This is a genomic window from Atlanticothrix silvestris CENA357, assembly GCF_016056295.1.
GTDB lineage: Bacteria > Cyanobacteriota > Cyanobacteriia > Cyanobacteriales > Nostocaceae > Atlanticothrix > Atlanticothrix silvestris.
In genome coordinates this window covers 106246-130986 of sequence record NZ_JAECZB010000102.1, presented here as the reverse complement: position 1 = coordinate 130986, position 24741 = coordinate 106246, and the positions used below count along the sequence as shown (strand labels likewise).

The 24741-nt window shown below is 41.5% G+C and carries 26 protein-coding genes; 14 read left to right on the top strand and 12 right to left on the bottom strand.

The genetic code is table 11. From position 1 onward, the window contains the following. Positions 1–286: 286 nt before the first annotated feature. A complete protein-coding gene (locus I8751_RS27290; RefSeq protein ID WP_318780377.1) occupies positions 287–1114 on the bottom strand; it encodes an SGNH/GDSL hydrolase family protein in 828 nt (275 codons plus the stop codon). A 273-nt stretch (positions 1115–1387) separates the two neighbouring features. Continuing rightward, positions 1388–2116, bottom strand: coding sequence for a GUN4 domain-containing protein (locus tag I8751_RS27285; RefSeq protein WP_214442214.1), 729 nt, complete (start codon positions 2114–2116; stop codon positions 1388–1390). Positions 2117–2422: 306 nt separating this feature from the next. Here I8751_RS27285 and I8751_RS27280 point away from each other — a divergent pair, with 306 nt between their 5' ends. The 3 genes from I8751_RS27280 (at position 2423) to I8751_RS27270 (ending at position 6297) form a co-directional block, all read left to right on the top strand. Further along, positions 2423–3844, top strand: a complete 1422-nt coding sequence (locus I8751_RS27280; protein WP_214442213.1) for an NADP-dependent isocitrate dehydrogenase — start codon at positions 2423–2425, stop codon at positions 3842–3844. A gap of 111 nt (positions 3845–3955) precedes the next feature. Beyond that, positions 3956–5155: an FAD-dependent monooxygenase gene (locus I8751_RS27275; protein ID WP_214442212.1), complete on the top strand. Its 1200-nt coding sequence runs from the start codon at positions 3956–3958 to the stop codon at positions 5153–5155. Between the two features lie 251 nt (positions 5156–5406). Beyond that, a complete protein-coding gene (locus I8751_RS27270; protein ID WP_214442211.1) occupies positions 5407–6297 on the top strand; it encodes an SGNH/GDSL hydrolase family protein in 891 nt (296 codons plus the stop codon). Here I8751_RS27270 and hisC read toward each other — a convergent pair. After that, the gene (gene hisC, locus I8751_RS27265; RefSeq protein ID WP_214442210.1) at positions 6269–7342 is read right to left on the bottom strand and encodes a histidinol-phosphate transaminase; all 1074 of its coding nucleotides are present in this window, start codon (positions 7340–7342) and stop codon (positions 6269–6271) included. The genes I8751_RS27270 and hisC overlap by 29 nt on opposite strands. A gap of 130 nt (positions 7343–7472) precedes the next feature. On the opposite strand from hisC, the gene I8751_RS27260 reads away from it, so the two are divergent. Both I8751_RS27260 and I8751_RS27255 read left to right on the top strand, forming a co-directional pair. Further along, positions 7473–8027, top strand: a complete 555-nt coding sequence (locus tag I8751_RS27260; protein ID WP_225894447.1) for a GNAT family N-acetyltransferase — start codon at positions 7473–7475, stop codon at positions 8025–8027. A gap of 160 nt (positions 8028–8187) precedes the next feature. Beyond that, positions 8188–8832 (top strand): TetR/AcrR family transcriptional regulator, encoded by a 645-nt coding sequence (locus I8751_RS27255; RefSeq protein ID WP_214442209.1) that lies wholly within the window; start codon positions 8188–8190, stop codon positions 8830–8832. 296 nt (positions 8833–9128) lie between these two features. Here I8751_RS27255 and purH read toward each other — a convergent pair whose 3' ends face one another. Then, entirely contained in the window at positions 9129–10649 is a 1521-nt protein-coding gene (purH, locus tag I8751_RS27250) for a bifunctional phosphoribosylaminoimidazolecarboxamide formyltransferase/IMP cyclohydrolase (protein WP_214442208.1), read from the bottom strand. Between the two features lie 351 nt (positions 10650–11000). Between purH and I8751_RS27245 the strand changes: the two genes are divergently transcribed. After that, positions 11001–11567: a GNAT family N-acetyltransferase gene (locus I8751_RS27245; RefSeq protein WP_318780376.1), complete on the top strand. Its 567-nt coding sequence runs from the start codon at positions 11001–11003 to the stop codon at positions 11565–11567. A 205-nt stretch (positions 11568–11772) separates the two neighbouring features. Here the strand turns inward: I8751_RS27245 and I8751_RS27240 are convergent, their stop codons facing one another. After that, the gene (locus I8751_RS27240; RefSeq protein WP_214442207.1) at positions 11773–11922 is read right to left on the bottom strand and encodes a hypothetical protein; all 150 of its coding nucleotides are present in this window, start codon (positions 11920–11922) and stop codon (positions 11773–11775) included. Positions 11923–11941: 19 nt separating this feature from the next. Here I8751_RS27240 and I8751_RS27235 point away from each other — a divergent pair, with 19 nt between their 5' ends. From I8751_RS27235 to coaBC, 4 genes are all read left to right on the top strand, one after another. Next, positions 11942–12520, top strand: a complete 579-nt coding sequence (locus I8751_RS27235; RefSeq protein ID WP_214442206.1) for a Uma2 family endonuclease — start codon at positions 11942–11944, stop codon at positions 12518–12520. A 369-nt stretch (positions 12521–12889) separates the two neighbouring features. Continuing rightward, positions 12890–13510 (top strand): alpha/beta hydrolase, encoded by a 621-nt coding sequence (locus I8751_RS27230; RefSeq protein ID WP_214442220.1) that lies wholly within the window; start codon positions 12890–12892, stop codon positions 13508–13510. Positions 13511–13662: 152 nt separating this feature from the next. Continuing rightward, entirely contained in the window at positions 13663–13875 is a 213-nt protein-coding gene (gene isiD, locus I8751_RS27225; protein WP_214442205.1) for a protein IsiD, read from the top strand. A gap of 60 nt (positions 13876–13935) precedes the next feature. After that, positions 13936–15144, top strand: a complete 1209-nt coding sequence (coaBC, locus tag I8751_RS27220; protein ID WP_214442204.1) for a bifunctional phosphopantothenoylcysteine decarboxylase/phosphopantothenate--cysteine ligase CoaBC — start codon at positions 13936–13938, stop codon at positions 15142–15144. A gap of 321 nt (positions 15145–15465) precedes the next feature. Here coaBC and I8751_RS27215 read toward each other — a convergent pair whose 3' ends face one another. The 5 genes from I8751_RS27215 to petN form a co-directional block, all read right to left on the bottom strand. After that, positions 15466–15927, bottom strand: coding sequence for a DUF1772 domain-containing protein (locus I8751_RS27215; RefSeq protein WP_214442203.1), 462 nt, complete (start codon positions 15925–15927; stop codon positions 15466–15468). Next, on the bottom strand, positions 15917–16111 hold the full coding sequence (locus tag I8751_RS27210; protein WP_214442202.1) for a hypothetical protein: 195 nt from the start codon (positions 16109–16111) through the stop codon (positions 15917–15919). The genes I8751_RS27215 and I8751_RS27210 overlap by 11 nt, the downstream gene beginning before the upstream one ends. Before the next feature lie 88 nt (positions 16112–16199). After that, positions 16200–16787 carry a TetR/AcrR family transcriptional regulator gene (locus I8751_RS27205; protein WP_214442201.1) on the bottom strand — a complete coding sequence of 196 codons (588 nt, stop codon included), beginning with the start codon at positions 16785–16787 and terminating at the stop codon, positions 16200–16202. 300 nt (positions 16788–17087) lie between these two features. Then, entirely contained in the window at positions 17088–17249 is a 162-nt protein-coding gene (locus I8751_RS27200; protein WP_214442200.1) for a hypothetical protein, read from the bottom strand. 7 nt (positions 17250–17256) lie between these two features. Continuing rightward, entirely contained in the window at positions 17257–17346 is a 90-nt protein-coding gene (gene petN, locus I8751_RS27195) for a cytochrome b6-f complex subunit PetN (protein ID WP_010998401.1), read from the bottom strand. A 67-nt stretch (positions 17347–17413) separates the two neighbouring features. Here petN and I8751_RS27190 point away from each other — a divergent pair, with 67 nt between their 5' ends. Next, on the top strand, positions 17414–17902 hold the full coding sequence (locus I8751_RS27190) for a hypothetical protein (protein WP_225894445.1): 489 nt from the start codon (positions 17414–17416) through the stop codon (positions 17900–17902). A gap of 27 nt (positions 17903–17929) precedes the next feature. Here I8751_RS27190 and I8751_RS27185 read toward each other — a convergent pair whose 3' ends face one another. Then, the gene (locus I8751_RS27185; protein ID WP_214442199.1) at positions 17930–19615 is read right to left on the bottom strand and encodes a glycosyltransferase family 4 protein; all 1686 of its coding nucleotides are present in this window, start codon (positions 19613–19615) and stop codon (positions 17930–17932) included. A gap of 311 nt (positions 19616–19926) precedes the next feature. Between I8751_RS27185 and I8751_RS27180 the strand changes: the two genes are divergently transcribed. Together I8751_RS27180 and I8751_RS27175 are read left to right on the top strand one after the other, a co-directional pair. After that, a complete protein-coding gene (locus I8751_RS27180; RefSeq protein WP_214442198.1) occupies positions 19927–20934 on the top strand; it encodes a zinc-dependent alcohol dehydrogenase family protein in 1008 nt (335 codons plus the stop codon). Positions 20935–20982: 48 nt separating this feature from the next. Beyond that, positions 20983–23199 carry a pentapeptide repeat-containing protein gene (locus I8751_RS27175; RefSeq protein ID WP_404800455.1) on the top strand — a complete coding sequence of 739 codons (2217 nt, stop codon included), beginning with the start codon at positions 20983–20985 and terminating at the stop codon, positions 23197–23199. A 376-nt stretch (positions 23200–23575) separates the two neighbouring features. Here I8751_RS27175 and ilvN read toward each other — a convergent pair whose 3' ends face one another. Continuing rightward, positions 23576–24094 carry an acetolactate synthase small subunit gene (ilvN, locus tag I8751_RS27170; RefSeq protein WP_214442196.1) on the bottom strand — a complete coding sequence of 173 codons (519 nt, stop codon included), beginning with the start codon at positions 24092–24094 and terminating at the stop codon, positions 23576–23578. A 273-nt stretch (positions 24095–24367) separates the two neighbouring features. Here ilvN and I8751_RS27165 point away from each other — a divergent pair, with 273 nt between their 5' ends. Further along, entirely contained in the window at positions 24368–24733 is a 366-nt protein-coding gene (locus I8751_RS27165) for a BON domain-containing protein (RefSeq protein ID WP_214442195.1), read from the top strand. Positions 24734–24741 lie beyond the last annotated feature (8 nt).

Genomic DNA, 24741 nt, shown 5'->3' with positions numbered 1-24741 from the left:
CTCCCCAGCTTCCCCAGCTCCCCCAGCCTATACCTCGCAAGAACAGTTAACAGCATTGGCTACCAAAACTTTTGATCAATAAGGCTTTCGAGTAAGTTCAAAAATTTGGTTGCTTACTTTTTGCTTGATTGTGTCAAAAATCATAAGTAAAGTTTGTCTAAGGAAGGACAAGCATAACTAAAACCTATGTTGTGTGATCGCCTCTCCAAGACAATACACTTCTACAATTGCTGGTAAAACAAAGAGTTCCAAAAATAAATGATTTGGAACTCCCCAATCTCAATCGCTAATTCGTCTTAGGCGATAATTCCCTATTGTTATACATCTGCAATACAGTACGCCACACTATATAACCTGCGGGACTCAGGTGTAAGCCATCAGTGGTAAATTCACGGCGGAGATTACCTTGTTGATTGGCAAAAAGAGGATACAAATCAAGATATTTAACGCCTCTTCTGGCAGCTATGCCTTGCAATTGTTGATTTAATTGACGAATCCGACTATTACTAATAGCCTGGAGTTTCTCTCGTCCTTCCCAAGTAGCCTCTTCGCCCCCATGCGGCAAAATTGACTGAATAACGATTTGCGTTTTTGGATGCATCCTTCGCAGGTAATTCATAATTTGCCGTTGATTATCTAAAATGACCTCATCACTTATCCCGCGAATCAGGTCATTAATCCCAATCATCACAAAAATCACCTCTGGTTGGGTGGAGTCAAATAAACCTAATCTTTTTAATAACCCATCGCTAATTTCGCCAGAAATTGCTTGATTGAGCCAATTTCTATCTTCAGGTAATAACTCAGTAGGAAACCAGAGACTTAGAGAATCACCCGCTAATATGCTTAAATGCTGGGGGTGGCTTTGGGCGGCGACTTTGGCTTCTTGTTGAAGAATGTCTACCCACTGCTGGTAACTGAGTTTGTGGCGGGGGCCTAACTCCGGTGCAACAGCTTGGGATTGACTAATTTGAGCCAAGGAAGCTGTATTGTTAGAAAAAGCGGTTAATCGTTGCCGTTGCCAAATTAGCAGAATGACCGCCAACATCAGTATGCCGTTGGTTAACAGCGAGAAAAATGCCCAGATGGGAAAGGTTTTTGCAGAAGTGGACACGACTAGCAAAATTTACCAATGATTTGACTCAGATTTTAATTCGCTAGCGCTCATAAGTCACACTATCTTAGGGAATTACTCGGAAATATTTAGTGCAGCTTGGCTACTGGGAGTATTTACAGGTATTAATTTTTTGTTGGCGATCGCTTGACTTTTAAGACAGTCGCTCCGATAAATAAATAATTTATAACAGGCAGGGTGCGGGGTGCAGAGGAGAAAGCCTTGGGTTTATACCAGAATCCTTCTCCCTCCTTTTTTACTTTTTGGTATCCCCTAATTTGTCGCACTTTTAGTCCAAGCTGGATGGGATAGTAAAGAAGCAAAAACCCGAACCCCTCGTAATTGATTAGAGAGGGGTAAGTGACCTTTAGGCGCACTCAAATCCCAGGTAAACCCGTTAGGGTAACGTGTCCAGTTATTACCATTTTTCCAGCCAATTTTCGGCCAAAAATTATCCCAGTTTTTTCCTACACCCAACCAAATTTCTCGTTGCACCGAAAAGCCAAACTTGCCCTCGGAGTGAACTAACCACAGATGATTAATGGTTTGTAAGTCAACAGCAGGGGCATTTTCTACCTCGGTGAAATATAACCATTTTCTTTGGACAGCCGTTGGCCCTGCTAATTCGCACATTTTTTCTATGGTCAGGCGATCGGCTGCTTGGAAATCTTGAGCAGCAAGTAGCTGTTGCAAAGGTTTGTAATTAATCCCGCACTCTGATTTTAGAGGTACAATTCCCTCAGGAAAACAAGAAAGCAAAAATTCTTTGACTTGGAGTGCATCAGAGTTATAGAGGGCTTGGTAGACTTTGCCATCAATCCAAGTTGCTGGGTTGTCACGACGTTTCAGTAAAAATTCCATCAATACGGTTAATCCCTCATTACCCAAATCAGCTAACTGTGGGATTATTTGTTGTTGGACTTGAAGAGACCCAGCGATTAATGTTTGTCGGAGGGAGTCGATGTCATTAGCAGGGCCTGATAAAATCATTGGGTCTGTCATGCCATTACTCATGTTAGCGGTCAGCAGTGAAAAAGCGATCGCCCTTGAGGGCGTGCTGTAAGCGATCGGCTATCGGGTGTTCTCGAAAGTGAAGCACTGATAGCGAAAAGTAGTTTACTATTTTTGATCGTACAAAATTACGACGGTTTCACTGAATTCCATACCTAAATCCCCAAATGCTGTACAAGGGTAATAGGGGGAAAATCTGCGCCTCATGAATTGGTAAACAAAGGACACAGTAAAATTTGCAAGCCTACAAAAGCATAATTTTTGACTTGCGGCATATTGATTAGGAGTGTGTGAAGTATGTATGACAAGATTACTCCCCCTACAACTGGAGCAAAAATCACCTTTAAAAATGGTGAGCCGATTGTGCCAGAAAATCCAATTATCCCTTTTATTCGGGGTGATGGTACAGGTATAGATATTTGGCCTGCTACTCAAAAAGTGCTAGATGCTGCGATAGCTAAGGCATACAAAGGCCAGCGTCAAGTAAGTTGGTTCAAAGTTTACGCTGGAGATGAAGCGTGTGATTTATACGGTACATATCAGTATTTACCTCAAGATACACTTACGGCAATTCAAGAATATGGTGTAGCTATTAAAGGGCCTTTGACTACCCCAGTTGGTGGCGGTATTCGTTCTTTAAATGTGGCACTGCGGCAAATTTTTGACCTCTATGCTTGTGTACGCCCTTGCCGCTACTATGCAGGTACGCCTTCGCCCCATAAAAATCCCGAAAAACTCGATGTTATTGTTTATCGGGAAAATACAGAAGATATTTATTTGGGAATTGAATGGCGACAAGGTAGTGAAATTGGCGATCGCCTCATCAAGTTACTCAACGAAGAACTAATCCCCGCCACCCCAGAACATGGGAAAAAGCAAATTCCCCTTGATGCGGGCATTGGTATCAAACCCATTAGCAAAGGCGGTTCCCAGCGTTTGGTCAGACGCGCCATGAAACATGCCATGCTATTGCCCAAACAAAAGCAACAGGTAACTTTGGTGCATAAGGGCAACATTATGAAGTACACCGAAGGCGCTTTTCGTGATTGGGGTTATGAACTGGTAACGAGTGAATTTCGCCAAGAGTGTGTTACCGAACGAGAATCTTGGATTTTGAGTAACAAGGAGAAAAACCCTAGTATCTCCTCAGAAGATAATGCTCGACAAATTGACCCTGGATATGATGCTTTAACTCCAGAGAAAAAAGCGCAAATTGTCAAGGAGGTTGAAACGGTTCTTAACTCAATTTGGCCAAGCCACGGTAACGGCCAGTGGAAAGACAAAATAATGGTCAATGATCGAATTGCTGATAGTATTTTTCAACAAATCCAAACCAGACCGGATGAGTATTCGATTTTGGCTACGATGAACTTAAACGGTGATTACTTGTCTGATGCGGCGGCGGCGATCGTCGGCGGTCTTGGAATGGGGCCAGGGGCAAATATTGGCGATGCTTGTGCCATCTTTGAAGCTACCCACGGCACAGCACCCAAACATGCAGGCTTAGACCGGATTAATCCTGGCTCAGTGATTTTATCTGGAGTGATGATGCTGGAATACATGGGTTGGCAAGAAGCCGCAGACCTAATTAAGAAAGGTTTATCAGAGGCGATCGCTAACAGTCAAGTCACCTACGATCTAGCACGGTTACTCGAACCACCTGTGGAGCCTTTAAAATGTTCTGAATTTGCCGAAGCAATTATTCAGCATTTTGGTTAATTGAAATCCTCCCGCCGTCAAGCTTGTGCTGTGGCGGGAGTCCCTGGGGATGCTAGATAAAGCGTAAACAGGATTGTTATTTTAAAGTTATTCAGCTTTACTAAAAAAGTAATGTCTCAAGTTGTAATTGTTGGGGCTGGGCCAACTGGTGCAACGCTTGCACTTCTGTTTGTCAAACGTGGCATTGCAGTTAAATTAATTGAAGCATCCCGTAATTTCCGCCGAGTTTTTCGCGGTGAAGGCTTGATGCCTAGTGGATTAGATGCGCTTGAACAAATGGGATTGTTACCCATGTTAGAACGTATACCCCATCGCGCCTTAGATGCTTGGGAATTTTTACTTGATAATCACTTGTTGTTTCGGGTTGATGAACCATTTGAAATCGGTGGTAAGCCTACAACACTTGTTTCACAACCAGATTTACTGGAAGCGCTAATTGCAGAAGCAAGCACTTATTCTAATTTTGAGTTTATACAGAGTGTATCTGTACAAGATTTACTGTGGGTTGAGCAACGAGTTGCTGGTGTAAAACTAGGTGATGAACGCTGTATTGATGCCGATTTAGTTATTGGGGCAGATGGTCGTAATTCCATCGTTCGGCAACGAGCAAATTTACCTTTAAAACATTATTCCAAAACTTTTGACGTTCTATGGTTTAAATTGCCAAATAGTCCAGATTTGAAGTTTGAGAATATATTTTATTCGATTCTTCATGGTGATCATGCATTTGGTTTATTTCAAGGAGCAGAAGGCCATCTGCAATTGGGTTGGTCGCTTCATGAGAGTTCATCTACTGATTGGAAGCAAATCGATTGGCTTTCTATGCTTGTATCAGTATCACCTCCTTGGTTTGCAGAGCATTTACAGCAAAATGCACAAACAATTGAGCGACCTGTATTGTTATCTGTTGTGGTCGGGCGCTGTCCGCGTTGGTCTATACCAGGATTAATGCTTTTAGGGGATGCCGCTCATCCTATGTCACCTATTCGCGCCCAAGGTATCAATATGGCTTTGCGGGACGTTATTGTTACCGCAAACCATTTAATTCCAGTATTGCTTTCTAAGTCAGGGCATAGGAATATTGATGCAATTTTGCCGCAGATTCAAACCCAACGAGAGCCAGAGATTGTTCGAGTGCAGCAACTTCAAAGTCAAGAAGCAGCTCAGGCACAATTACTAGGTAAAAGCGCACTTTTGCGATGGGTAATAAGTAAGCTAAATCCTCTGCTACATCAGCGTCTTCGGCAGTCTTGGCTAAAGCGACAGATACAGTTGCGCCAAGGGATAAAGCCGATACAGTTAACTGTTTAAAGGCGATCGCACTGCAACCCTAAAAGAAGACTGAAGTCCATGTATCTAATTGCACAAACCTACCGTGTCAAGTGATGCATTTGCCCAAGACAATTGGCAAAATCCACACTATAAAGCATTCGGTTTTACTCAGTAAGTATAAATCACTGCTTGTTAGCCTAAAGAAGTGTTAATTGCAAGCTTAATCTTTAGTCATAATGAGAACTATTAACAAGAATTGTAATTAGTTTTAAGACTTAGAGAAAGGTTTAATGCTGAGAAAAAACTGGCTTTTAACAACAGGACTTGCTGTTTTAATTTTGATCATGGTTGTGTTAACAAAATCTATAGCTCAAACTCATCCTCTTACAGAAGCATATATATTCGGGGACAGTCTTTCAGATGCAGGTATGGTATTCCAGGCGACCGGAAAATTATATCCACCTAATCCAACTTACTACCAGGGGCGTTACTCGAATGGTCGAATTTGGATTGAGTATCTGAGCGATCGCTTACATCTATCCACTGAACAAACTAAAAATTTTGCTTACGGAGGAGCAACCACTGGCAGCATTGCTAATAGTTATGTACCTAGCTTACTTAAGCAAGTGCAGTCTTTTACACAAACACATCAAAAGACAAATTCAGATGCTTTATATGTGTTGTGGGCAGGAGCAAATGATTATTTACAGGGAGCAAGCAGTGCAACTGTTCCCATAAAAAATGTGATGAGTGCAATTAATTTGCTCACAGATGTAGGTGCTAAAAAGATTTTAGTCGCAAATTTACCAGATTTAGGCAAGTTACCTGCAACGAGAAATACTACGAATTCAGGGAATCTGAGTGCATTAACACAAGCACATAATCAAGGCTTAAGGCGGTCACTAAAGGTATTGATTCAACAAGATTCAAAGCTTCAGATTGCGACTTTAGATGCTAATGGTTTATATCGAGATGCGATGATAAATCCGGCAATGTTTGGCTTTACAAATGTCATCAGTCCCTGTCTATCTAGTTCTGGCATTTGCGGAAACCCAGACCAATTTTTGTTTTGGGATAGCATTCATCCCACGACTGCGGCTCATCGCATTATAGGGGAAACTGCTTTTTCAGCGATTCAAGAAGCAGGGATGATTAATTCTCGTGCAATCTTAGTTCCTTAAGTAATTTACTTAGTGCTTCTACTAAAGCTTGATTTTGTGACTCAGTGCCAACAGTAATGCGTAGTTTATTATCCAATCCTGGCTGCCGGAAGTAACGGACTAAAATTCCTTGTTCCTTCAGCTTTTGATAAAGATATTCTGCATTGCCTTGGGGAGGCTGTACCAATAAGAAGTTAGTTTGGGATGGCCAAACATGAAAACCTAATTGTTTTAAGTCTGTTGCTAGCTGAGTTCGTGATGCTTTAATCTTGACTATACAAGCATTTTTATAAGCTTGGTCACTGATAGCGGCTGCCCCAACTGCACAGGCGATCGCATCAATGTTATAACTATCTTTCACCTTAAATAATCCATGCAGCAGTTGAGGATTCGCTACTCCAAATCCTAGGCGTAATCCTGCCAAAGAGTAACCTTTAGAAAGTGTCCTAATCACGATGACATTTTCGTAATCTTTAACTAAACCCAAGGCATTTTCTTCGGCAAAATCTACGTATGCTTCATCAATTACTAAAATTCCAGATAATTGAGGTGCTAGTTGCCGCAGATCATCTATGGGTACGACATGCCCTGATGGACTATTAGGTGAAGCAATGAATGTTACACATCCATTAGCAGCAATTAGTTCTTCTAAAGGTAAACTGTAATCTTGATTGTAGGGAATCTCCACAATCTCTGCGGACTGCATCTCGGTTAATGTGCGATAAAGCACGTATGTTGGCATCGGGTAGACTACTTGTCGTCCCGGTTCTGCACAGGCTCGCATCACCAAGTTTAAAACTTCGTCACTACCATTGCCTACAATGATCCAATCACTAGGTATTTCTAAAATTTGACTGATGGTTTGCCGAAACTTTTCCCCAAACGGTTCTGGATAGCGCCGCAACCATTCCCCATCAATGCTTTGTAGCACAGCTAGTGCCGCTGGGGAGGGAGGATAGGCATTCTCATTGCTGTTGAGTTTAATAGTCTGTGTCCCGGCTGGAGGCTGTTCACCAGGGACATAGCCAGCCATTGCATCAACATGGGAACGAAAGTAGTTGCTCATAGCTCGGTTTTGTATCAAACTTGGGCTTGGTTGGTGGAGTTCTGTATTTATGCTAATAATCCATGACAATATCAAAAATAAGGTGTTGAAATACAAGATATATGGAATCTTAGTGTTAAAAAATTGATTTTTGAACTACCAAGACACCAAGGTAAAAAGCCCTAATCTGAATATCAATCCTAAAAATATGAGTGCTAACGAAATATATCTTCGACCTGCCCAAGAAACAGATGCGTGGGTGCTGAGTGCAATTCATATTGCTGCTATTAAGGCTTTGCCTGCAACTTTCTATACAAAAAAAGAACTGTTAGCTTGGCGCAATTATCGCGACAAACCTGATGATTCAAATATTTTGAAGAGTATGAAAAAAGAAAATTTTTGGGTAGCTGTTAAAGGCGATATCATTACAGGATTTGCTAGTTTTATTATTGATGAATTGATTGGGCTTTATGTCCATCCTCATTATCAAGGTCAAGGAATTGGACGCACTTTAGTTCAACATTTTTGCAACGAAGCTGCTGCTCAAGGTATAGATAAGGTAATTACTACTGCTAGCCTTTATGCTGAAGGATTTTATTTGCGGCTAGGATTTATTGCTATTAAGAAAGCACCTCATCAATTGAGAAATCAAATAATTGTTCCAGTCACTAAGATGAGTAAACTATTGACTAATACTACAGCGTAATTAAATTTACTTTAATCTATATATTGGAACTTAAATTGCACAATAGCGATCGCAATTTCCGCTGATTAAATAATTTACATAAATTATCTTTACTATTTTACTTAAATTTGCAACCACTTTTTCCACAGACTATAATGCAAGTAAGTGCTTGCAAACTTGAATGAATAAAATTATCCGTTCTTCCGCCCTGACCCGTACACGTATAATAGAAGCTGCCTCACAGGTATTTGCCAGTCTAGGTGTTCAAGGAGCAACTACTCGTGAAATAGCTCGTGTAGCTGGCGTGAATGAGGTAACTTTATTTCGCCACTTTGCTAGCAAAGAGCAACTTCTGGGAGCAGTAATTGAAAATGCTTTAACACTTCAAATAGAAGCTTTGGCTCATCCTGAAGCGTGGACACAAAATCTTGGCGTTGATTTAAAGCATTATGCCCAGCTTTACAACTCTATGCTGGAAGCCCAAGAAGATTTAATTCGTACCTTCATTGGAGAAGCTAAACGTCATCCTGAAGCTGCTAAGCAAGTGATCCAAGCAGCGGTTAAGCCTTTAGAAGAAAAACTTATAGCTTACTTGCAATACAGTCAAAAACGAGGCAATGTTAGACCAGATATTGATCCTTTGCCGGCAGTTGATATGTTTACAGGAATGCTACTAGCCGGAATGCTATGTCGCAGCGCCAATTTTAACCAAAAGAAGTATAGCCGTGAGCATTACATCGATACTTGTGTAGATATTTTTGTACGTGGTATCAGTGCGGCTCCTGTTTCTGTTGCCAATGCGACTGTAAATCATCAGTCACATTAAAAAGCGCCTGGGAGTGTTGCCGTGTTTCCACCCCAAGCGCTTTTTATTTCTAACTTGCTCCTCACACACAAATAGAGGATATCATCTATTTCTTGAAATGGCAAGTGATATGGGTGACACTTTGCTAATTGGAACATTTCTATATACAAATTAAAAAGCGCTTGGGAGTGTTGCCGTGTTTCCACCCCAAACGCTTTTTATTTCTAACTTGCTCCTCACACACAAGTAGAGAATATCACCTATTTAATGAGATGACAAGTAATATGGGTGACACTTTATCAACTGCACTATTAAAATTAGTGTAAAAAGTGACGTACACCTGTTAAAACCATCACTAAACCCAATTCATTTGCAGCTTTGATGGAGTCATGATCCCGTAGACTTCCTCCTGGTTGGACAATGGCAGTAATTCCCGCTGCTGCGGCTGTTTTTACTGAATCATCAAAAGGGAAAAATCCATCGCTAGCAAGAGTTGCGCCTTTGGCTTTTTCTCCAGCTTGTTCTAGGGCGATTTTAACTGAGCCGACGCGATTCATTTGGCCAGCACCTACACCTAGAGTAGCGCGATCGCTTGTCACGACAATTGCATTTGATTTTACGTGTTTACAAACTTTCCAAGCAAACAGCAATTCTGCTAATTCGTCAGCAGTGGGTTGACGTTCGGTAGCGATTTGCCATTGACTAGTGTCAGCAACAATGTCATCGGCAGATTGGACTAAAAAACCACCTGCGATCGCTTTTATGGTATCTTTGGAGCCCCTATGCAAATCAGCTAAAGTCAAAACCCGCACTTTGGATTTCTGAGCCAGAATTTCTTGAGCCTCTGCATCACAATCTGGTGCAACCACACATTCTAAAAATGTTTTAGTTAATTCGCTGGCGGTAGCAGCATCGATAGAACGATTGAGGGCGACAATTCCACCAAAAGCCGAAACAGAATCAGCATTAAAAGCTTTTTGGTAAGCTTCTACAAGGCTATTTCCTAACGCTGTACCACAGGGATTGGTATGTTTGATAATTGTGGCTGCTGGGGTATCAGGAAATTCAGCAATAATTCGGCGTGCAGCTTCTAAATCAACTAAATTATTGTAACTGAGTTCCTTACCTTGTAGTATCTTTGCAGCTGTCCATCCTGTTGGGGTAGTACCAGTTTGATACCAAGCCGCGGGTTGGTGAGGATTTTCGCCGTAGCGCAGAGATTGTAATTGTTGTCCAGAAAGATTGTATTGCTGTGTGCCTGCAAGATACGATGCGATCGCGCGATCGTAACTAGCAGTATGTAAAAAGCCTTTTAAGGCAGCATTTTGGCGAAACTCTAGAGATGCTTCGCCGTTATTTTGCCGCAATTCTTGCAAATATTCGCCATACTGTGCCGGATCACATAATACAGTGAGATGGGCGAAATTTTTGGATGATGCCCGCAGCATCGCTGGGCCACCAATATCAATTTGCTCCACGGCTTCAGCCAATGTTACCCCTGGTTTAGCAATAGTTTCCTCAAAAGGATAAAGATTCACCACCACCAAATCAATCGGGCGAATTTGGTTATTTTCTAAATCTGTAATATCTTCAGGAACATCCCGCCGCGCCAAAATCCCGCCATGAATCCGGGGATGCAGAGTTTTCACCCGACCGCCTAAAATTTCTGGTGAACCTGTGTAATCTGCCACTTTGGTAACTGGTAGCCCAGCATCTTTAAGGGTTGTGGCGGTTCCCCCACTGCTGATTAAGTCAAAGTCAAATTCTTCCACCAAGCGACGGGCTAGGTCTATTAAACCAGTTTTGTTAGATACACTCAGCAGTGCTAGACGCGCCATTGGTCAATTCCTCAAAAGTTAGGCTGTGATGCGAAAGACTCCAATTTTTACATAAGCCTTGGTTCACTTCAAGACGATGAGAAATAATAGTCTAATTTGTATGCTTAAATCCCTCAGAGTCCGCTTGGATACAACTTCAATCACTGTCGAAAATGCTGAAAATAAAGACTAAGTAGTTGCAGGTTCACCCTGAGCTATGTTTGGGTGTAGTCAAAAAGTACTGGGATACTGTACTCTTTCGCCGTTGCAGGAAAAATTGCTGGCTGATGTGGAATAGGAGTACGGTCTCCCTTAGAAATAAAAGTTACCTGATTTAAACATGAGAAAAAGCTCAAAAAGTATCTGTATATTATGGTTTATTGGACAGTATCCAGAAAAATTCTAGATATCTTTCTCGCTTTTGAAATGGAAATCCGATTTCTCAACTCCCAAGATGTCGTCGTTTACCGTGAACTGCGTCTTTATGCATTGAGAGAGTCGCCGACGGCTTTTGGTTCCAGTTATAAGCAGGAATCCTGTTTTTCTTTAACCGACTTTGCTACCAGACTTAGCTCTCACGATGATTCTGCCAACGGCATTTTCGGTGCTTTCGACGATGGAGATAAACTTATTGGTATGCTCGGTTTCTCACGCGAGAGCCGTTTGAAGCGTGTTCACATTGGTTCTCTCTGGAGTATGTATGTTTTGCCTGAGTCTCGCAGGCGAGGCGTTGGAGCTGCGCTTCTCGATGAGGCATTATGCCATGCTCGACGGCTTGATGGTCTGCGACAGATCATTCTCACGGTCACTACAAAAAATTTAGCAGCCTCCTCTCTTTATAGGTCACGGGGTTTTGAGCGTTTTGGCTTAGAGCGTGATGCTTTATTTATTGATGGTATATATTTCGATGAGGAGCATCTGGCATTACACTTCAACTAGGATGCCTAACAAGCCCGTTGCACACCAACTATAATAAGCACGGTTCAGTTTCCCCAATGATTCCAAAAACCTCTGCACTGATTCCTCCAGCCCACTAGAATATACCCTACTAGTGCGTCGTAGACGCAAAGCCTTAAAATCACGTTCGACCGGAAATAACGATATGGAAATTGTATGAAGTTTTTTCGCTAATTTCCCCACAAAGTCAACACCCTAGTACCGCTGCATGGAAGTCAAAAGGCAAAAGATTTGTATTGTCGGCTTTTTGACCATTTTTAATGGTCTGTTCATTTCCGCCATGATGTACTAATCTTAGCCTCTCGTATGGGCGATCGCCTAAACTAAAAGTAAGCATCTTTTAGCCACATAACATTATGGTTCAGTCTTCTAATCAACGTCTAACTCTAGAAGAATTTCTCGCACTTCCCGAAGGAGATGTTACATACGAGTTTGTTAATGGTGAAGCTGTACCCAAATATAAAAATAATGAAATGTCGCCAAAATTTTTTCATGGCTCGACTACTGGTGCTTTATTTATAATATTGTCTGCATGGGCACAAGCAAAAGGTCGGGTTGTGATTGAATGGGCAATCAAACTAACACGAAATCAACAAGATTGGATGCCTGTAGCTGATCTGACTTATATTTCTCATAACCGTCTTCCTGCTAATTGGCTATTAGACGAAGCTTGTCCTGTCGCACCTGAATTAGTCATCGAAATCATTTCACCTGGTCAAAGTTTTGGTGAAATTGCCGAAAAGGCGACTGATTATCTAAAAGCTGGTGTTTCTCGTGTTTGGGTGGTTGATACAAAAGCTAGAACTGTAACTGTATTTGTGCCATCCTCTTTGCCGATTACTTATCGAGGTCATCAAGTAATAACTGATGATTTATTACCAGAATTAGAAATTAGCCCTCACGCAATCTTTCAACAAGCTGGATTAAATTCTTGAAGTTTCATGATAAATCCGAATAAGCTAAAGTATGCCAATGAAAAAAATTGAAGAACTGAATCAATCGAAAACATGAATTAGTTTTTTTATTCAACACTCAACAATATACATAAACATAAAACTGAATTGTTTATGAAATAACTCTTAAAAAAATATGATTAATATAAAATATAACTATTTTGACAGACTAAACATATTTAAGATGTCAAATCCAATGAATTGAATTTTTTCAATATTATTCTGCTTGAAAATGAATCTGAGTAAAAATTTAAGATACAATAATTCAGATTTATCACTGATTTCTACTTAATTTAATCTCTTATTAGAGATAGGATTTATTAGAAGAGTAAAATTTTTAGGAGTAAGCTTCTGTCTTTACAATATATTACCTTCCCTTCCTCAAATTCTGAACCTCCCGCCGGCTTGATAGTCACTTTGCATGGTTGGGGAGCTAATGCTGAGGATGTTGCATCTTTATTACCTTTTTTTAGATTACCTAATTACCAGTTTGTGTTTCCTGATGCACCTTATCCTCATCCTGGTTCTCCGATAGGTAAAGCATGGTACGACCTGAGAATGGAGAATATGTTTGAAGGGTTAACAGAAAGTCGGCAACTGTTAACAGATTGGTTGCAATCTTTAGAGAGTATTACTGGCGTACCTTTATCGCGGACTATTTTGAGTGGATTTTCTCAAGGTGGCGCGATGACTTTAGACGTAGGATTGCAATTGCCCTTAGCAGGTTTAATTGTCATGAGTGGGTATTTACATCCTGAAGTAGCAACGGCAAATCAAAGTAGTTTTCCACCAACTTTAATTATGCATGGGAGAAACGATCAAGTTGTGCCGCTGGAAGCTGCCTTAAAAGCACGGGAAACTGTGGAAGCTTTGGGCGTTGCGACGGAATACCACGAATTTGACATGGGACATGAAATCAGCCCCCAAATGTTAGAAGTGCTACGAAATTTTGTAGTAAATGTAATGAAATAGTCCTAGATGCAAATTTTTTACAAATTAAGGTAAAATCCTGAAAGATTTTACGATATCAATGCCCTCGAATGAGTAATATAGATTGGGAGGCTGCGCCAAGCGTAACTTAACCCACGCCGGGGCAAATGCTGCATAAGGGAGGGGCAAGCATTATGACAACTTTGAGCATTTCCAAAAAAGAAATTGCTGCCATGACCGCAGCAGAGGTGGAAGAACTGGCTACACGTCTGGAATTGGATAATTATAGCAATGCTTTTGAGGGTTTAAATGATTGGCACGTATTGAGAGCGATCGCTTTTCAGCGTCCGGAGTTAGTGGAACCCTATGTCTACCTCTTAGATTTAGAACCCTACGATGAAGCTTAAAAAAAAGATCAAGGATGAAAGTATAAGTGTCAGAATTACTTTGTATTCTCCCTAACTTTCATGCTTAATCCTGCAACTGTCAACAAAAGGGTTTTAATTGGTGTAGGCGGCGGTATCGCCGCCTATAAAGTTTGTGAGGTGGTTTCGACGTTATTTAAAACGGGGATAGAAATTCGAGTCATTCTTACCCGTTCAGCACAAGAATTTATCACGCCTCTGACTTTAGCAACCCTATCCCGTCATTGCGCCTATACAGATGATAGTTTCTGGCAACCAACTCATTCTCGTCCTTTGCATATTGAGTTGGGTGAATGGGCAGATTTATTGGTAATTGCCCCTTTAACGGCTAATACATTAGCCAAGTTAGCTTATGGGATGGCTGACAATTTGCTGACTAATACAGTGCTAGCTTCTACTTGTCCCGTGCTGTTAGCGCCAGCCATGAATACAGATATGTGGGAACAGTCGGCAGTGCAGCGTAACTGGCATCAAATATTGATTGATCGCAGATATCATGGAATGAATACAGCATCGGGTTTATTAGCCTGCGATCGCATCGGTGCTGGGAGAATGGCAGAACCCCCGGAAATTATGGCATACGTCCAATCGCTGTTGCACACTCAAGGAGTACGAGATTTAGTTGGTAAGCAAGTGTTAATTAGTGCTGGGGGAACACGAGAGTACTTTGATACCGTGAGATTTATTGGTAATCCATCTACGGGGAAGATGGGATTGGCTTTAGCACAAGCAGCACTACATCGCGGGGCAAGTGTCACATTGGTACATGGCCCGGCCAATTGGGATGTACCATTGGGAGTGCAAGCGATTTCTGTCACCAGTGCTGAAGAAATGCAGCAAGTGATGCGGTCATATTTCCCGACTGCGGATGTAATTTTTATGGCAGCCGCAGTGGCTGATGTTAAACCTAGAGACTACAGCCCAGAAAAATTACCCAAGCGATCGCTTCCCCAAGCGTTACCCCTAGAACCTGTACCAGATATCATTGCCCAATTGGCACAGCTTAAACAACCCCACCAGCGTTTAGTTGGCTTTGCAGCCCAGACAGGTGATATCATCACACCAGCTATAGAAAAATTGCAAAGTAAAAAGTTGGATGTGATTGTTACTAATCCCATCGATCAACCTGATAGTGGTTTTGGTAGTGACAATAATCAAGCGATAATTTTAGATCGGCAAGGGCGAAAGGTAGAAATTGCACCTTGTTCTAAACTGCTTATGGCTCATCACTTATTTGATTTTGTGAGATGAGCATTTGCGCCTTTTAGAAAATGGGTCATACAACTTATCACTCTTGAATCAAAAGGTAATCGATTATGGCAGGTATCTCCAACTTTTCAAGCAATCGTCGCTATTTTGCAAACTACAGAAGTGCCGAAAGCTGAACCACAAAATGTCAGTCTTAAGTTTCTTTCCAAGAGCTTTTGGCGGCACTTTTGAGGATTACTACCAAGCCGTTAAACCAGCTTGGCGGTAATTATCTATCTACTATTTTCAAGTAAAAATGTCAACAACCTTGCAAAGATTACCCATTTAGAAAATCTGTAGAATATGCGCTTTCGCTTAAAAATACTAGAACAAAATTCCTGATACAAGGAGACATCCAATCGCTAAGGTCATGGCTAATGCACGTACAATGATCACGCTATCCCATCGGTTTTGGAGTTCGCGAGTGTTGTTTGGAATATTCCCTAGTTGTACAGCTTTCGTCATTTTTTGGTTTACTGGTTTAGCAACGGTCAAATACAAGCTCAGTTGAATTAATAATCCAGCTAATGCAATCAATGCCAACCAACTTGAGATCGTCCCAATCTGGCTGACAATTGCAAAAGTAAAAGTTGTTAACACCCCAAATATGCCGAATATAGGCATTCGAGCATCTGCTATTTTGTGAAGATGTCCCATCACGTTGGCGATCGCATCCTCATCACTGGCTGCTAAAGCAGGACGCCCCACAACCGCAAAAAACACATCAACCCCATAAACTACCCCTACTGATAAAATCGCAAATATTAGTAAGACGTTAGCCAACATAAGAACCTTCCTTTAAGTCATCCAGTAACGAAATGGCTTGAGGCTGCCAACCCAAAACTTTTCTGGCCTTTGCTCCACTCACCTGTTGGTCAAGAGCCAGCGCATCGGCAAATGTACCCATTACTATGTGGGCTTCCTCCGCGCTGCCGATATATCCTGTTGCTCCTGTAACTAAAACGTTCATGACAAAATTTCTCCATTAACATTAGTTGGTCAAACAACTAAAAATCCTCAAAAAAAGAAGAGTGTTGCTGATCAACCTCAGAAGGTTATTATTTTTCACTCAACTGTGAGGTAAACATCTGGAGCAGGACACAGTAAGCACTCTCTAAATCAAAGTCTGGGTCTACCAACTTCTGTAAAGCCAACCCATCAAACGCTGCCAGTAAGATACCTGCCACTGCCTCTGGCTTAGTAATCTTACCTCCTGCAATCTGGCACACCAGACGAGTAATACATTGTCGCCCAGTTGAGAGCATAACCTGAACCGCTTCGTGGAAGTTGGGGTTGCGTAGCCCTAGTGCGAACAACTCACATCGCAGCTGAAACCATTCAGGCTCATTGATCACCCGTTGCTTTGGTTCACTAAACGTTGTCTCCAACAATTGCGGTGAAGCCAGTGTGTTACACCACTGTTCCACCTCCTTCATATAACGGTCTCCTGCAACATAGAGTACTTCTTGCAGGAGTTGATCTTTGCTACTGAAGTAGTAGTGAATCAAGCCAGGAGCCACCCCAGCTGCATTTGCGATCTCCTTCATCGTTGCCGCATAGTATCCTTCCTCTGCTAAGAGCTTATAAGCAGCAGAGATAATTAGTGAACGATTATTAGCACCGTTTGATGCCGTTTTTTTGCTCACTGACATTCTCTAGTTATATTTTCTGGTTGGTCGTACAACCAAATATTAACTTACCTCTTCGATTTCTGCAATACTGGGTTACAAGCGTTAGTGTTTACGAGATTTATTTACGTATTGAGAGTTTGGCGCATAGCACCGGTATTTGATTTGGATTCTGTGAACTCTGACGATAAATAAAAGCGTAAGCGCCATCAAGAGATTGACGCTTACAACCAGCAGATATGGGCTTTCTCCTAATATCGCGTCCCTACAAAAGTGGTTTTGAATGCAGAAAACTAGGCTATGTTTACCCCAAAAGAGTTATCGCCGTTTAGTGGTGCTGCGTCGGGTTTCGCGTTTTTCGTCTTCTTGACGACGGCGATCGCGCCAATCTGCTAGCGTCAAATAACCAACGCCACCAGTAACTGCTAGTAGCAGCACCAAGGCAACTAAAGCCAAAATACTCAGGAATGGACTTTCCACAATTCCCCTATAATCCGTTGCGTCCCCAAACTACCATTGCAATTGACCAAGTGAATACAACTAACAGTGATACCCAACCCAATGTCAAAATCGCCATAGTCCTACTTTTTAAATAATTACAACACGTCTCTAATATTTATCATACTGGGAATAGGGAATAGGGAATGGAGAATGGTAAGGGAAGAATTTTTTTGTGTCTATATAGAAATTTAGATAGTCCTATGATGGTAGAACGTCTAGAATCCCTTAAAGCTGGAATAGTTGGGGGTTTTGCCTTATGTTTCGCTTTCGCTACGACCAGTTTTTTGAATACTCTCGTACTAGCGAAGTATTTTCCGATACTCGCAATTCTCCAAATTGATCTGAGTTGGCACTGGTGGGTGAATGGGGTAAGTGCTGCTGTTTGCGGTTTTTTGTTTGGTGTCACGTATCGCTATATCATTCGTTCTGATGAAAATCCCCAACTCAAAGCTGGCGGTGTGTTTGCCTTTGGTTTTGTGCGGGGGTTAACTCAGATAGAAATGGGCTGGAATTCTACTGTTACCATTTTGCCTGCTGTAGTGCTGGCTTTTGAAAGTATTTTGTGGTTTACAATTGCGGCGATCGCTGTTGATATCGCTATACAACTTGGTTGGCTTAAACCTTTTCAGTAGTTTCGAAATTTTTTCTTGTCTTCGATTTTATATCTCTAAAAGTGAATTTTCTACACGCAAAATATCAAATTTGAGCAGATACATCACGGTGCGAAGTAATTCTGTAGAAGAGACATCTGGGTGCTGATGGATAATTGTCTCAATTGAGACTGCTCCATGTTGGGCGATCGCAGCTAAAATTCCATCTACAGTAGAATTTGCGCTTCTTCTGTCTGCACCAAAATTGGTAATCCAGTTTTGCCTAAGTTGCTGTAAATGCTCTGGTGTACCCATACTACCTAGCCCTAATATTAAGTCTGGGGTTAGCTTGATATTGGTGTAATGGGCAAATAGCCTAAAAGGATCATCACACAAAGGTGCAGGCGGGCTACCTCGTAGAACTGGCGCAGACATCGGTGCAGTATTGCGAACTGTGGCTAATTCCTGCCACAATTCCTCATAAGCTGCAATTACAACTCGCCAATCATAAGTTTGCCTCGCACGTTGTCGTCCGTTCTCTCCCAAGCGCTTTCTCATCTCAGGATTAGTAATTAACTCTATTAAAGCTCTGGATGCTGCATCAATATCAACAGCAATTACCATTGATGAATGAGCAATATAGGAACTGTAATTTAAGTTATCGCTCAGATACGCAGAGCCTAAATCAAGTCCAGAACCAGCCGGAGGCATAAGGGTAGGAATGCGTAAACCATCAACTTCATGACGCACAGACTCTTGATAACCGTCCCAGTCTGAGACAATTACAGGTAAACCAGCCGCCATCGCTTCAATGGGCGTTAGTCCAAAAGTTTCTTGAATATTATCTACTAAAGAAATAAAAATATCGGCGGTAGACCAGATTCCCGAACGAATTTCTGGTTTGCGCCCATCGACAAAAATACAATTAACCGATGGACAGAATATTTGAGTACTTTGTTTGAAAGTAACTTCTTCTCTTTCATCTTCAAACCAGCCAGCCTGGACAAAATGAATTTTAGCTTTGGTTGCTTGTGCTGCTTTTTCTAAAGCCAAATACATTGGTACAGGATGTGCTTTGCCATAAAAGCACAATCTGCCTACAAACAACACAACAATGTCATCTTGAGGAATGTTAAGTACTTGACGCAGACTTTTTCTAATATTTGGTGTATTATCACCTTGAGCAAAAGCGTCACAATCAACACCCAAAGGAATTATTGGTAGTTGGATATCAATATTAGGCTTACCGCCTGTACGTTGAGCTAAATATTCAGCCCAAGTATTAAGCAGACGTTCAACAGCAATTTTAACTGCCACAGAAGTACAAATTAAAGCATCCCACGGCTGAAGAGGAGCAATGAGCAAATCGCCAATACCACCCATAACTCCCGTACTAGCAATAGTATGAGTTACCCCACAGATACTATATCCGCGCTGGTCAAAAAATCTTCTATTCCAGGCAAGCTTAGAGAGTATAGGGTCAGGGTGATAAATTGTTCCTGCTTGCGTAAGAATCTGAGGATGGCTGGTAGGTAGCCATTGCACTTGACGAGGACGTTTCATCCAAGGTTTAATGCGATCGCAAAACTCCGCAAATTCTGGTTGAGTATCTGCATAACAATATAGAGAATCGGCTGTCCCATATTGGACTAAAGCTTTGAGAAACCCTTCTCCCGCAGCCTGACGACCTAAAAGTCTTTTTCCAGAAGTATCGTAACCATCTCTTTTATATAAAATTGCGGCAGTGTTATTCATAGTAAGACTTGTAAGATTTTGGGCTGGAATTAACCAAGCCACTGGTCAATTTTTGCTAATCATTTGTGTCTGATCACACAGTACTAGAAAGGCGACTTGCAAAGAGCAAAGGTAATACAAATTTGAAAAAAGAATGCGACAGATAGGTAGGGGCACAACAATGTTGTGCCCTTACGAATAATTGATGTGTCGCAAACATTATTTGAATTGGTATAACATTAATTGCCAAATCATCCAAGCTTCTGTGTACTTGCGATTACGCTAAAGTTGCAAATGAGTGTGCATCTAACTTGAGCCAGGAGAAAAGAATTATGAAAGCAGTCTTAATGACAGCAGCAGGTAATCCTGAAGTTCTACAAATACAAGAAGTTGTCAATCCTGCTGTTCCTGTAGGCAATACCAAACTTTTAATTCGCTTAGTAGCAGCTGGCATTAACCCAATTGATACAAAACTCCGTAGCCGAGGCACTTTCTACCCCGAACTTATGCCTGCAATTTTAGGATGTGATGGTGCGGGTATTGTAGAAGCGGTGGGTGCTGGCGTTCAGCGTTTCCGTCCAGGAGATGCAGTATATTTTTGCTATGGCGGCTTAGGCGCAGAGTCAGGTAATTATGCAGAATATACTGTGGTAGATGAACGGTTTGTAGCACATAAACCCACTTCAGTCTCCTTTGCAGAAGCAGCCGCAGCACCTTTGGTATTAATCACTGCTTGGGAAGCCTTGTACGAACGGGGACGACTGGAACCAGGAGAAAAAGTTTTAATTCATGGAGGTGCTGGGGGTGTAGGTCATGTAGCCATTCAACTAGCAAAACTCAAAGGTGCTGCTGTCTCTACCACTGTGAGTTCTCAAGAAAAGGCTAATTTCGTTAAACAACTTGGTGCTGATGAAGTAATTTTTTACAAACAAACTGACTTTGTGCAAGCGGCTTTAGATTGGACTGATGGCGAAGGTGTAGACTTGGCTTTTGACACCGTAGGCGGGGAAACATTTCACAAAACCTTTCCCGCAGTGCGAGTATATGGTGACATTGTGACGATTCTCGAACCGAATGCCAATACCGTTTGGAAAGTTGCAAGAGCGCGTAATCTCCGCATCGGTTTAGAATTAATGTTGACACCGATGTTGCAAGGATTGGAAGAAAGCCTCCAGCATCAAGCAGAAATTCTCGAACAATGTGCTAAATGGATCGATCAAGGCAAGTTAAAAATCCAAGTTAATCATCAGTTTCCTCTAGAACAAGCAGCAAAAGCACATCAGTTACTTGAAAGTGGGTCTATCACAGGTAAAATTGTTCTGCTAATTAGCGATGAATGATCGAACAATTTGCATAAGTTATTTTTGAAACGCAGAAAAACGCAAAATATCGCAGAGAAAACCCTCTGTGTACTTTTGCGTTTAACCTTTGCGTGCCTCTGCGTTTTATTAATTCTCCTTTTTCTACCTCTACCAGCTAAGGCAGCACAGACACAAATAGAACGCACACCTTTAACCCTGGAATTATTGCAAGAGCGATTACACACACCAATACTTCGTGAAGGCAATTTGACCGTAGATTTGCGGGAGATGGTAATCGATTTGCGGCCTGAAAATGCAACTTTTCGCGATGCTTTTTATCAATTGCTGCGAAAAGAACTGGGTGCAAAACCCTTGGGTTTAGATTTGAGTCAGTCTTTAATTCAAGGAGATTTCATAGGTAGTGATTTGGGTTTAAGAACACCTTTATATGCTCAAGCGATGTCTGGCGACAAGCCACGAGGTGTCTACGCTCCTATATTCACCGCTACCGAACAAGAAGAACTAGAAAGTTTACGCTTGGTTTGCTTACAATCATTAGCGATCGCCTTACCCAATTCTAGGGACTGTCGATCACTTTTGGGAACTGATTTAACTACATCTAGTGAAGTTTCTGTCTTTCGTGGTTCTTTGACACTGGTGCAAACTCGCTTTGCTGGGGAAGTACAGTTTCCAAATACATTTTTTCTACAATCTGTCAATGCCCAAGGTGCAACTTTTCTTCAACCTACTAACTGGACTGAGACCAGATTCAGTCGTTCTTTCAGCTTCAAGGGTGCAATTTTGCGTCAGTTGAGTAATTTTCATGGGAGTATTTTTTTTAAGAAAGCTAATTTTCAACAAACCCAATTTCAAGAAACCGCTAATTTTCATGGCAGCATATTTTTAGATACAGCCAACTTCAGCCAAGCTATTTTTAAACAGTTAGCTAAATTTGGTCATGTGCAATGGCAAGGAAATGCAGATTTTTCCAATGTACGTTTCGCTAATCAAGCACAGTTTACTAGAGCAAATTTTAATCAATTTCTCTTCCTCACAGAAGCAATTTTTGAACAAGCTGTGATCTTTCGGGAAGTGCAGTTTAACCAACCTGTAAATCTTCGCGGCGCTAGTATTCTCAATCAAGCAGATTTTAGTGATGCGGGGTTTGCTAAAGCGGCTTTTTTAAATGTGCCAGGTCTAACTTTTAATTCTAACCAAGCCAAAATTTTAGGTAATTCTGGCGAAATTGGTAAAATGTTCTCGATTCCGACATTGCAAGGTAATCAAAATATTTTACGAAATTTAGGGCAAAATTTCCGTCAACAACAACAAGTTGCCGATGCTAATAAACTAGAGTACACAAAACAGCAACTGCGAATTAAAGAGTTAAGTCATCTTTTAGTGGCGACAAACATTAATAGTGCAACTTTAACAAAATTAATTAATTTGGGATTTTCTGCAATTCAGGCGCAAGAAATAGTCCACCGTCGTATTGTCCAACCGTTTCGTAAAAGCAGTGAGTTACTCACCTTACTAAACATTGATGTAGAAACCTACACTCAACTAGGCGATCGCTTAGTTTTTGCTGAAACTTTATCACTTGGTGGTTGGTTACTGCAAGCTTGGAATTGGTTAGCGTTGAGTTTACTGCTTTTATTGAGTGGGTATGGTACTAATTTTTGGTTAGTGTTTGGCGTGGGTGGACTAGCGATCGCCTATTTTGGTTTATTATTTTGGCTAGTGGATCGCTGCCGTCGCTTGCATCCTGCGCCAATTATTCCCACACATTACGAATCCGTTGCGATATTGGTAAGTTTTGGCTTTATAACATTCTTCAGCTTGCTAGCCATCTTTCGCAGTTCCGAACAACCTTGGCTGACATTAGGGTGTATTTTAATCATTATTGTTCCCTTACCAATAACTTTAATCATCCGACTTTATCAACAAGGTCGTTATCACGATTTAATGGATGTTTCTTATTTCACAGAAGACGGTACTTTCCGACAATTAAGATTACTAATTGGACGATTACCTGTGATACCAAGAAATCAAATGTTTCGTGAACGCTATATGTATTTGTTATGGAACCGCCGTTGGAATTGGTTGAATTACTATGATTTCAGTCTCAATAACTTACTGCGATTAGGATTTAATGATATTCGCCTCCGAGACGAACATTTACCAGGAATTATTGCCACTCTTGCATGGTATCAGTGGAGTCTAGGCGTACTTTATATTACGTTGGTTTTATGGACACTTTCCCGCACAATTCCCGGATTAAACTTGCTAATTTATTTGAAGTAAAGTACACGTCTACTTTCAACTTCTATGCAGATTCAGATGTTTTAGTTGGTATTTTAAGTATTGGTGAGTTCGATAAGTGCCACTGCGTTGGGCGGCTATGCTGACTTGTAGCAAGTGGCGTGGAAACCCCCAAGACCCACAAGGGGTGCGGCAGTCGCTCCTGGGAAGCCACTGCGTTGGGCGGCTATGCTGACTTGTAGCAAGGGCGTGGAAACCCCAAGACCGCGCTGCCTTACCGCACTGGCTCCTCCGTAGGAAACTTTTCAAGACAGAGAACGCAGAGTAAAGAGTTTCAAGAGTTATTTCTTCTCATTTGTAGATGGCAATTTACACCTTGTTTAAGGATGTATAAAATAGCAGCGATCGCATTTTCTCACTAAACCTTTGCTTCCAAAGATTTAAGTAACTCAGTATTCACGCCCGATTCACGAGTCAGGGCAATTTTGCCGGTACGGGCTATTTCCCTCAGACCAAATTTTTGTAGTACCTGAACGATCGCTACCATCTTACCTGGATCTCCCACAACTTCCAGAGTTAATGAATCTTCTGCCACATCTACAACTCGCGCCCGAAAAATCTGAGCTAGTTCGATGACTTCTGAGCGATTGCTACTAGTAGCATTCACTTTCACGAGCATTAATTCTCTCTCTACGCAAGGAGTTTCGGTAATGTCCTGCACCTTGAGGACGTTGACCAGCTTATACAATTGTTTAGTGAGTTGCTCGATTACGCGATCGTCACCAGGTACAACCATCGTAATTCGGGAAACTCCTCCTTGCTCAGCTGGCCCAACAGCAAGGCTTTCTATGTTAAAGCCGCGACGGGCAAATAAACTCGAAATGCGGGATAGAACACCCGCCTCATCTTCTACTAGAACTGAAAGGGTATGTTTCATCTTCGCCAACACAGGCTCAGGCAGCATGTTACTAACATAAACACTAGCTAAAGGCTGCCCTACACGTACTGTTTAAATTGCTAAATTGTAGGTCTAATCCTCTATCTTAAACTTAATACCTGCATTTACTACACTATCTAAAGAAAAGTTATGCACAAATCATACCGAAAGCAGAACCCTTACTCAATTCACATCTTTTTTTCGATAGATGTGGATTTTTGATAAAACTTTTATCCTGTAATGTTATGAACCTTTAATGAGAGAAAAAATTGTATGAGTTGGTTAAAAAGGCTTTTTGGATTAGAAAAACCTCAAAATGCACAAGTAAATCCTACTCCTCAGCCAGTACCCCAAGCTTCTACTAGCGCTGCCCCTACTGCTACTCAATCAATTCCCCCAGAGCGTGTAGGATTAAATGGAGAATACGACCAAAGTGGACTGGCAAAACGGGTAGCATTGGCATTCGATCAAGACCAGCAACTTGATGATGTTGCTACCCTCTGGGTAGCTCAAACAAGTAGCACTGTAGTACTGAAAGGCAAAGTTCCTAGTCAGGAAATTCTGAACAAGATGGTTTCTGTAGCACAATCAGTCCACGGAGCTACAAATGTTGACACTAGGGAAGTTACTGTTGGCTAGGTAGTTTT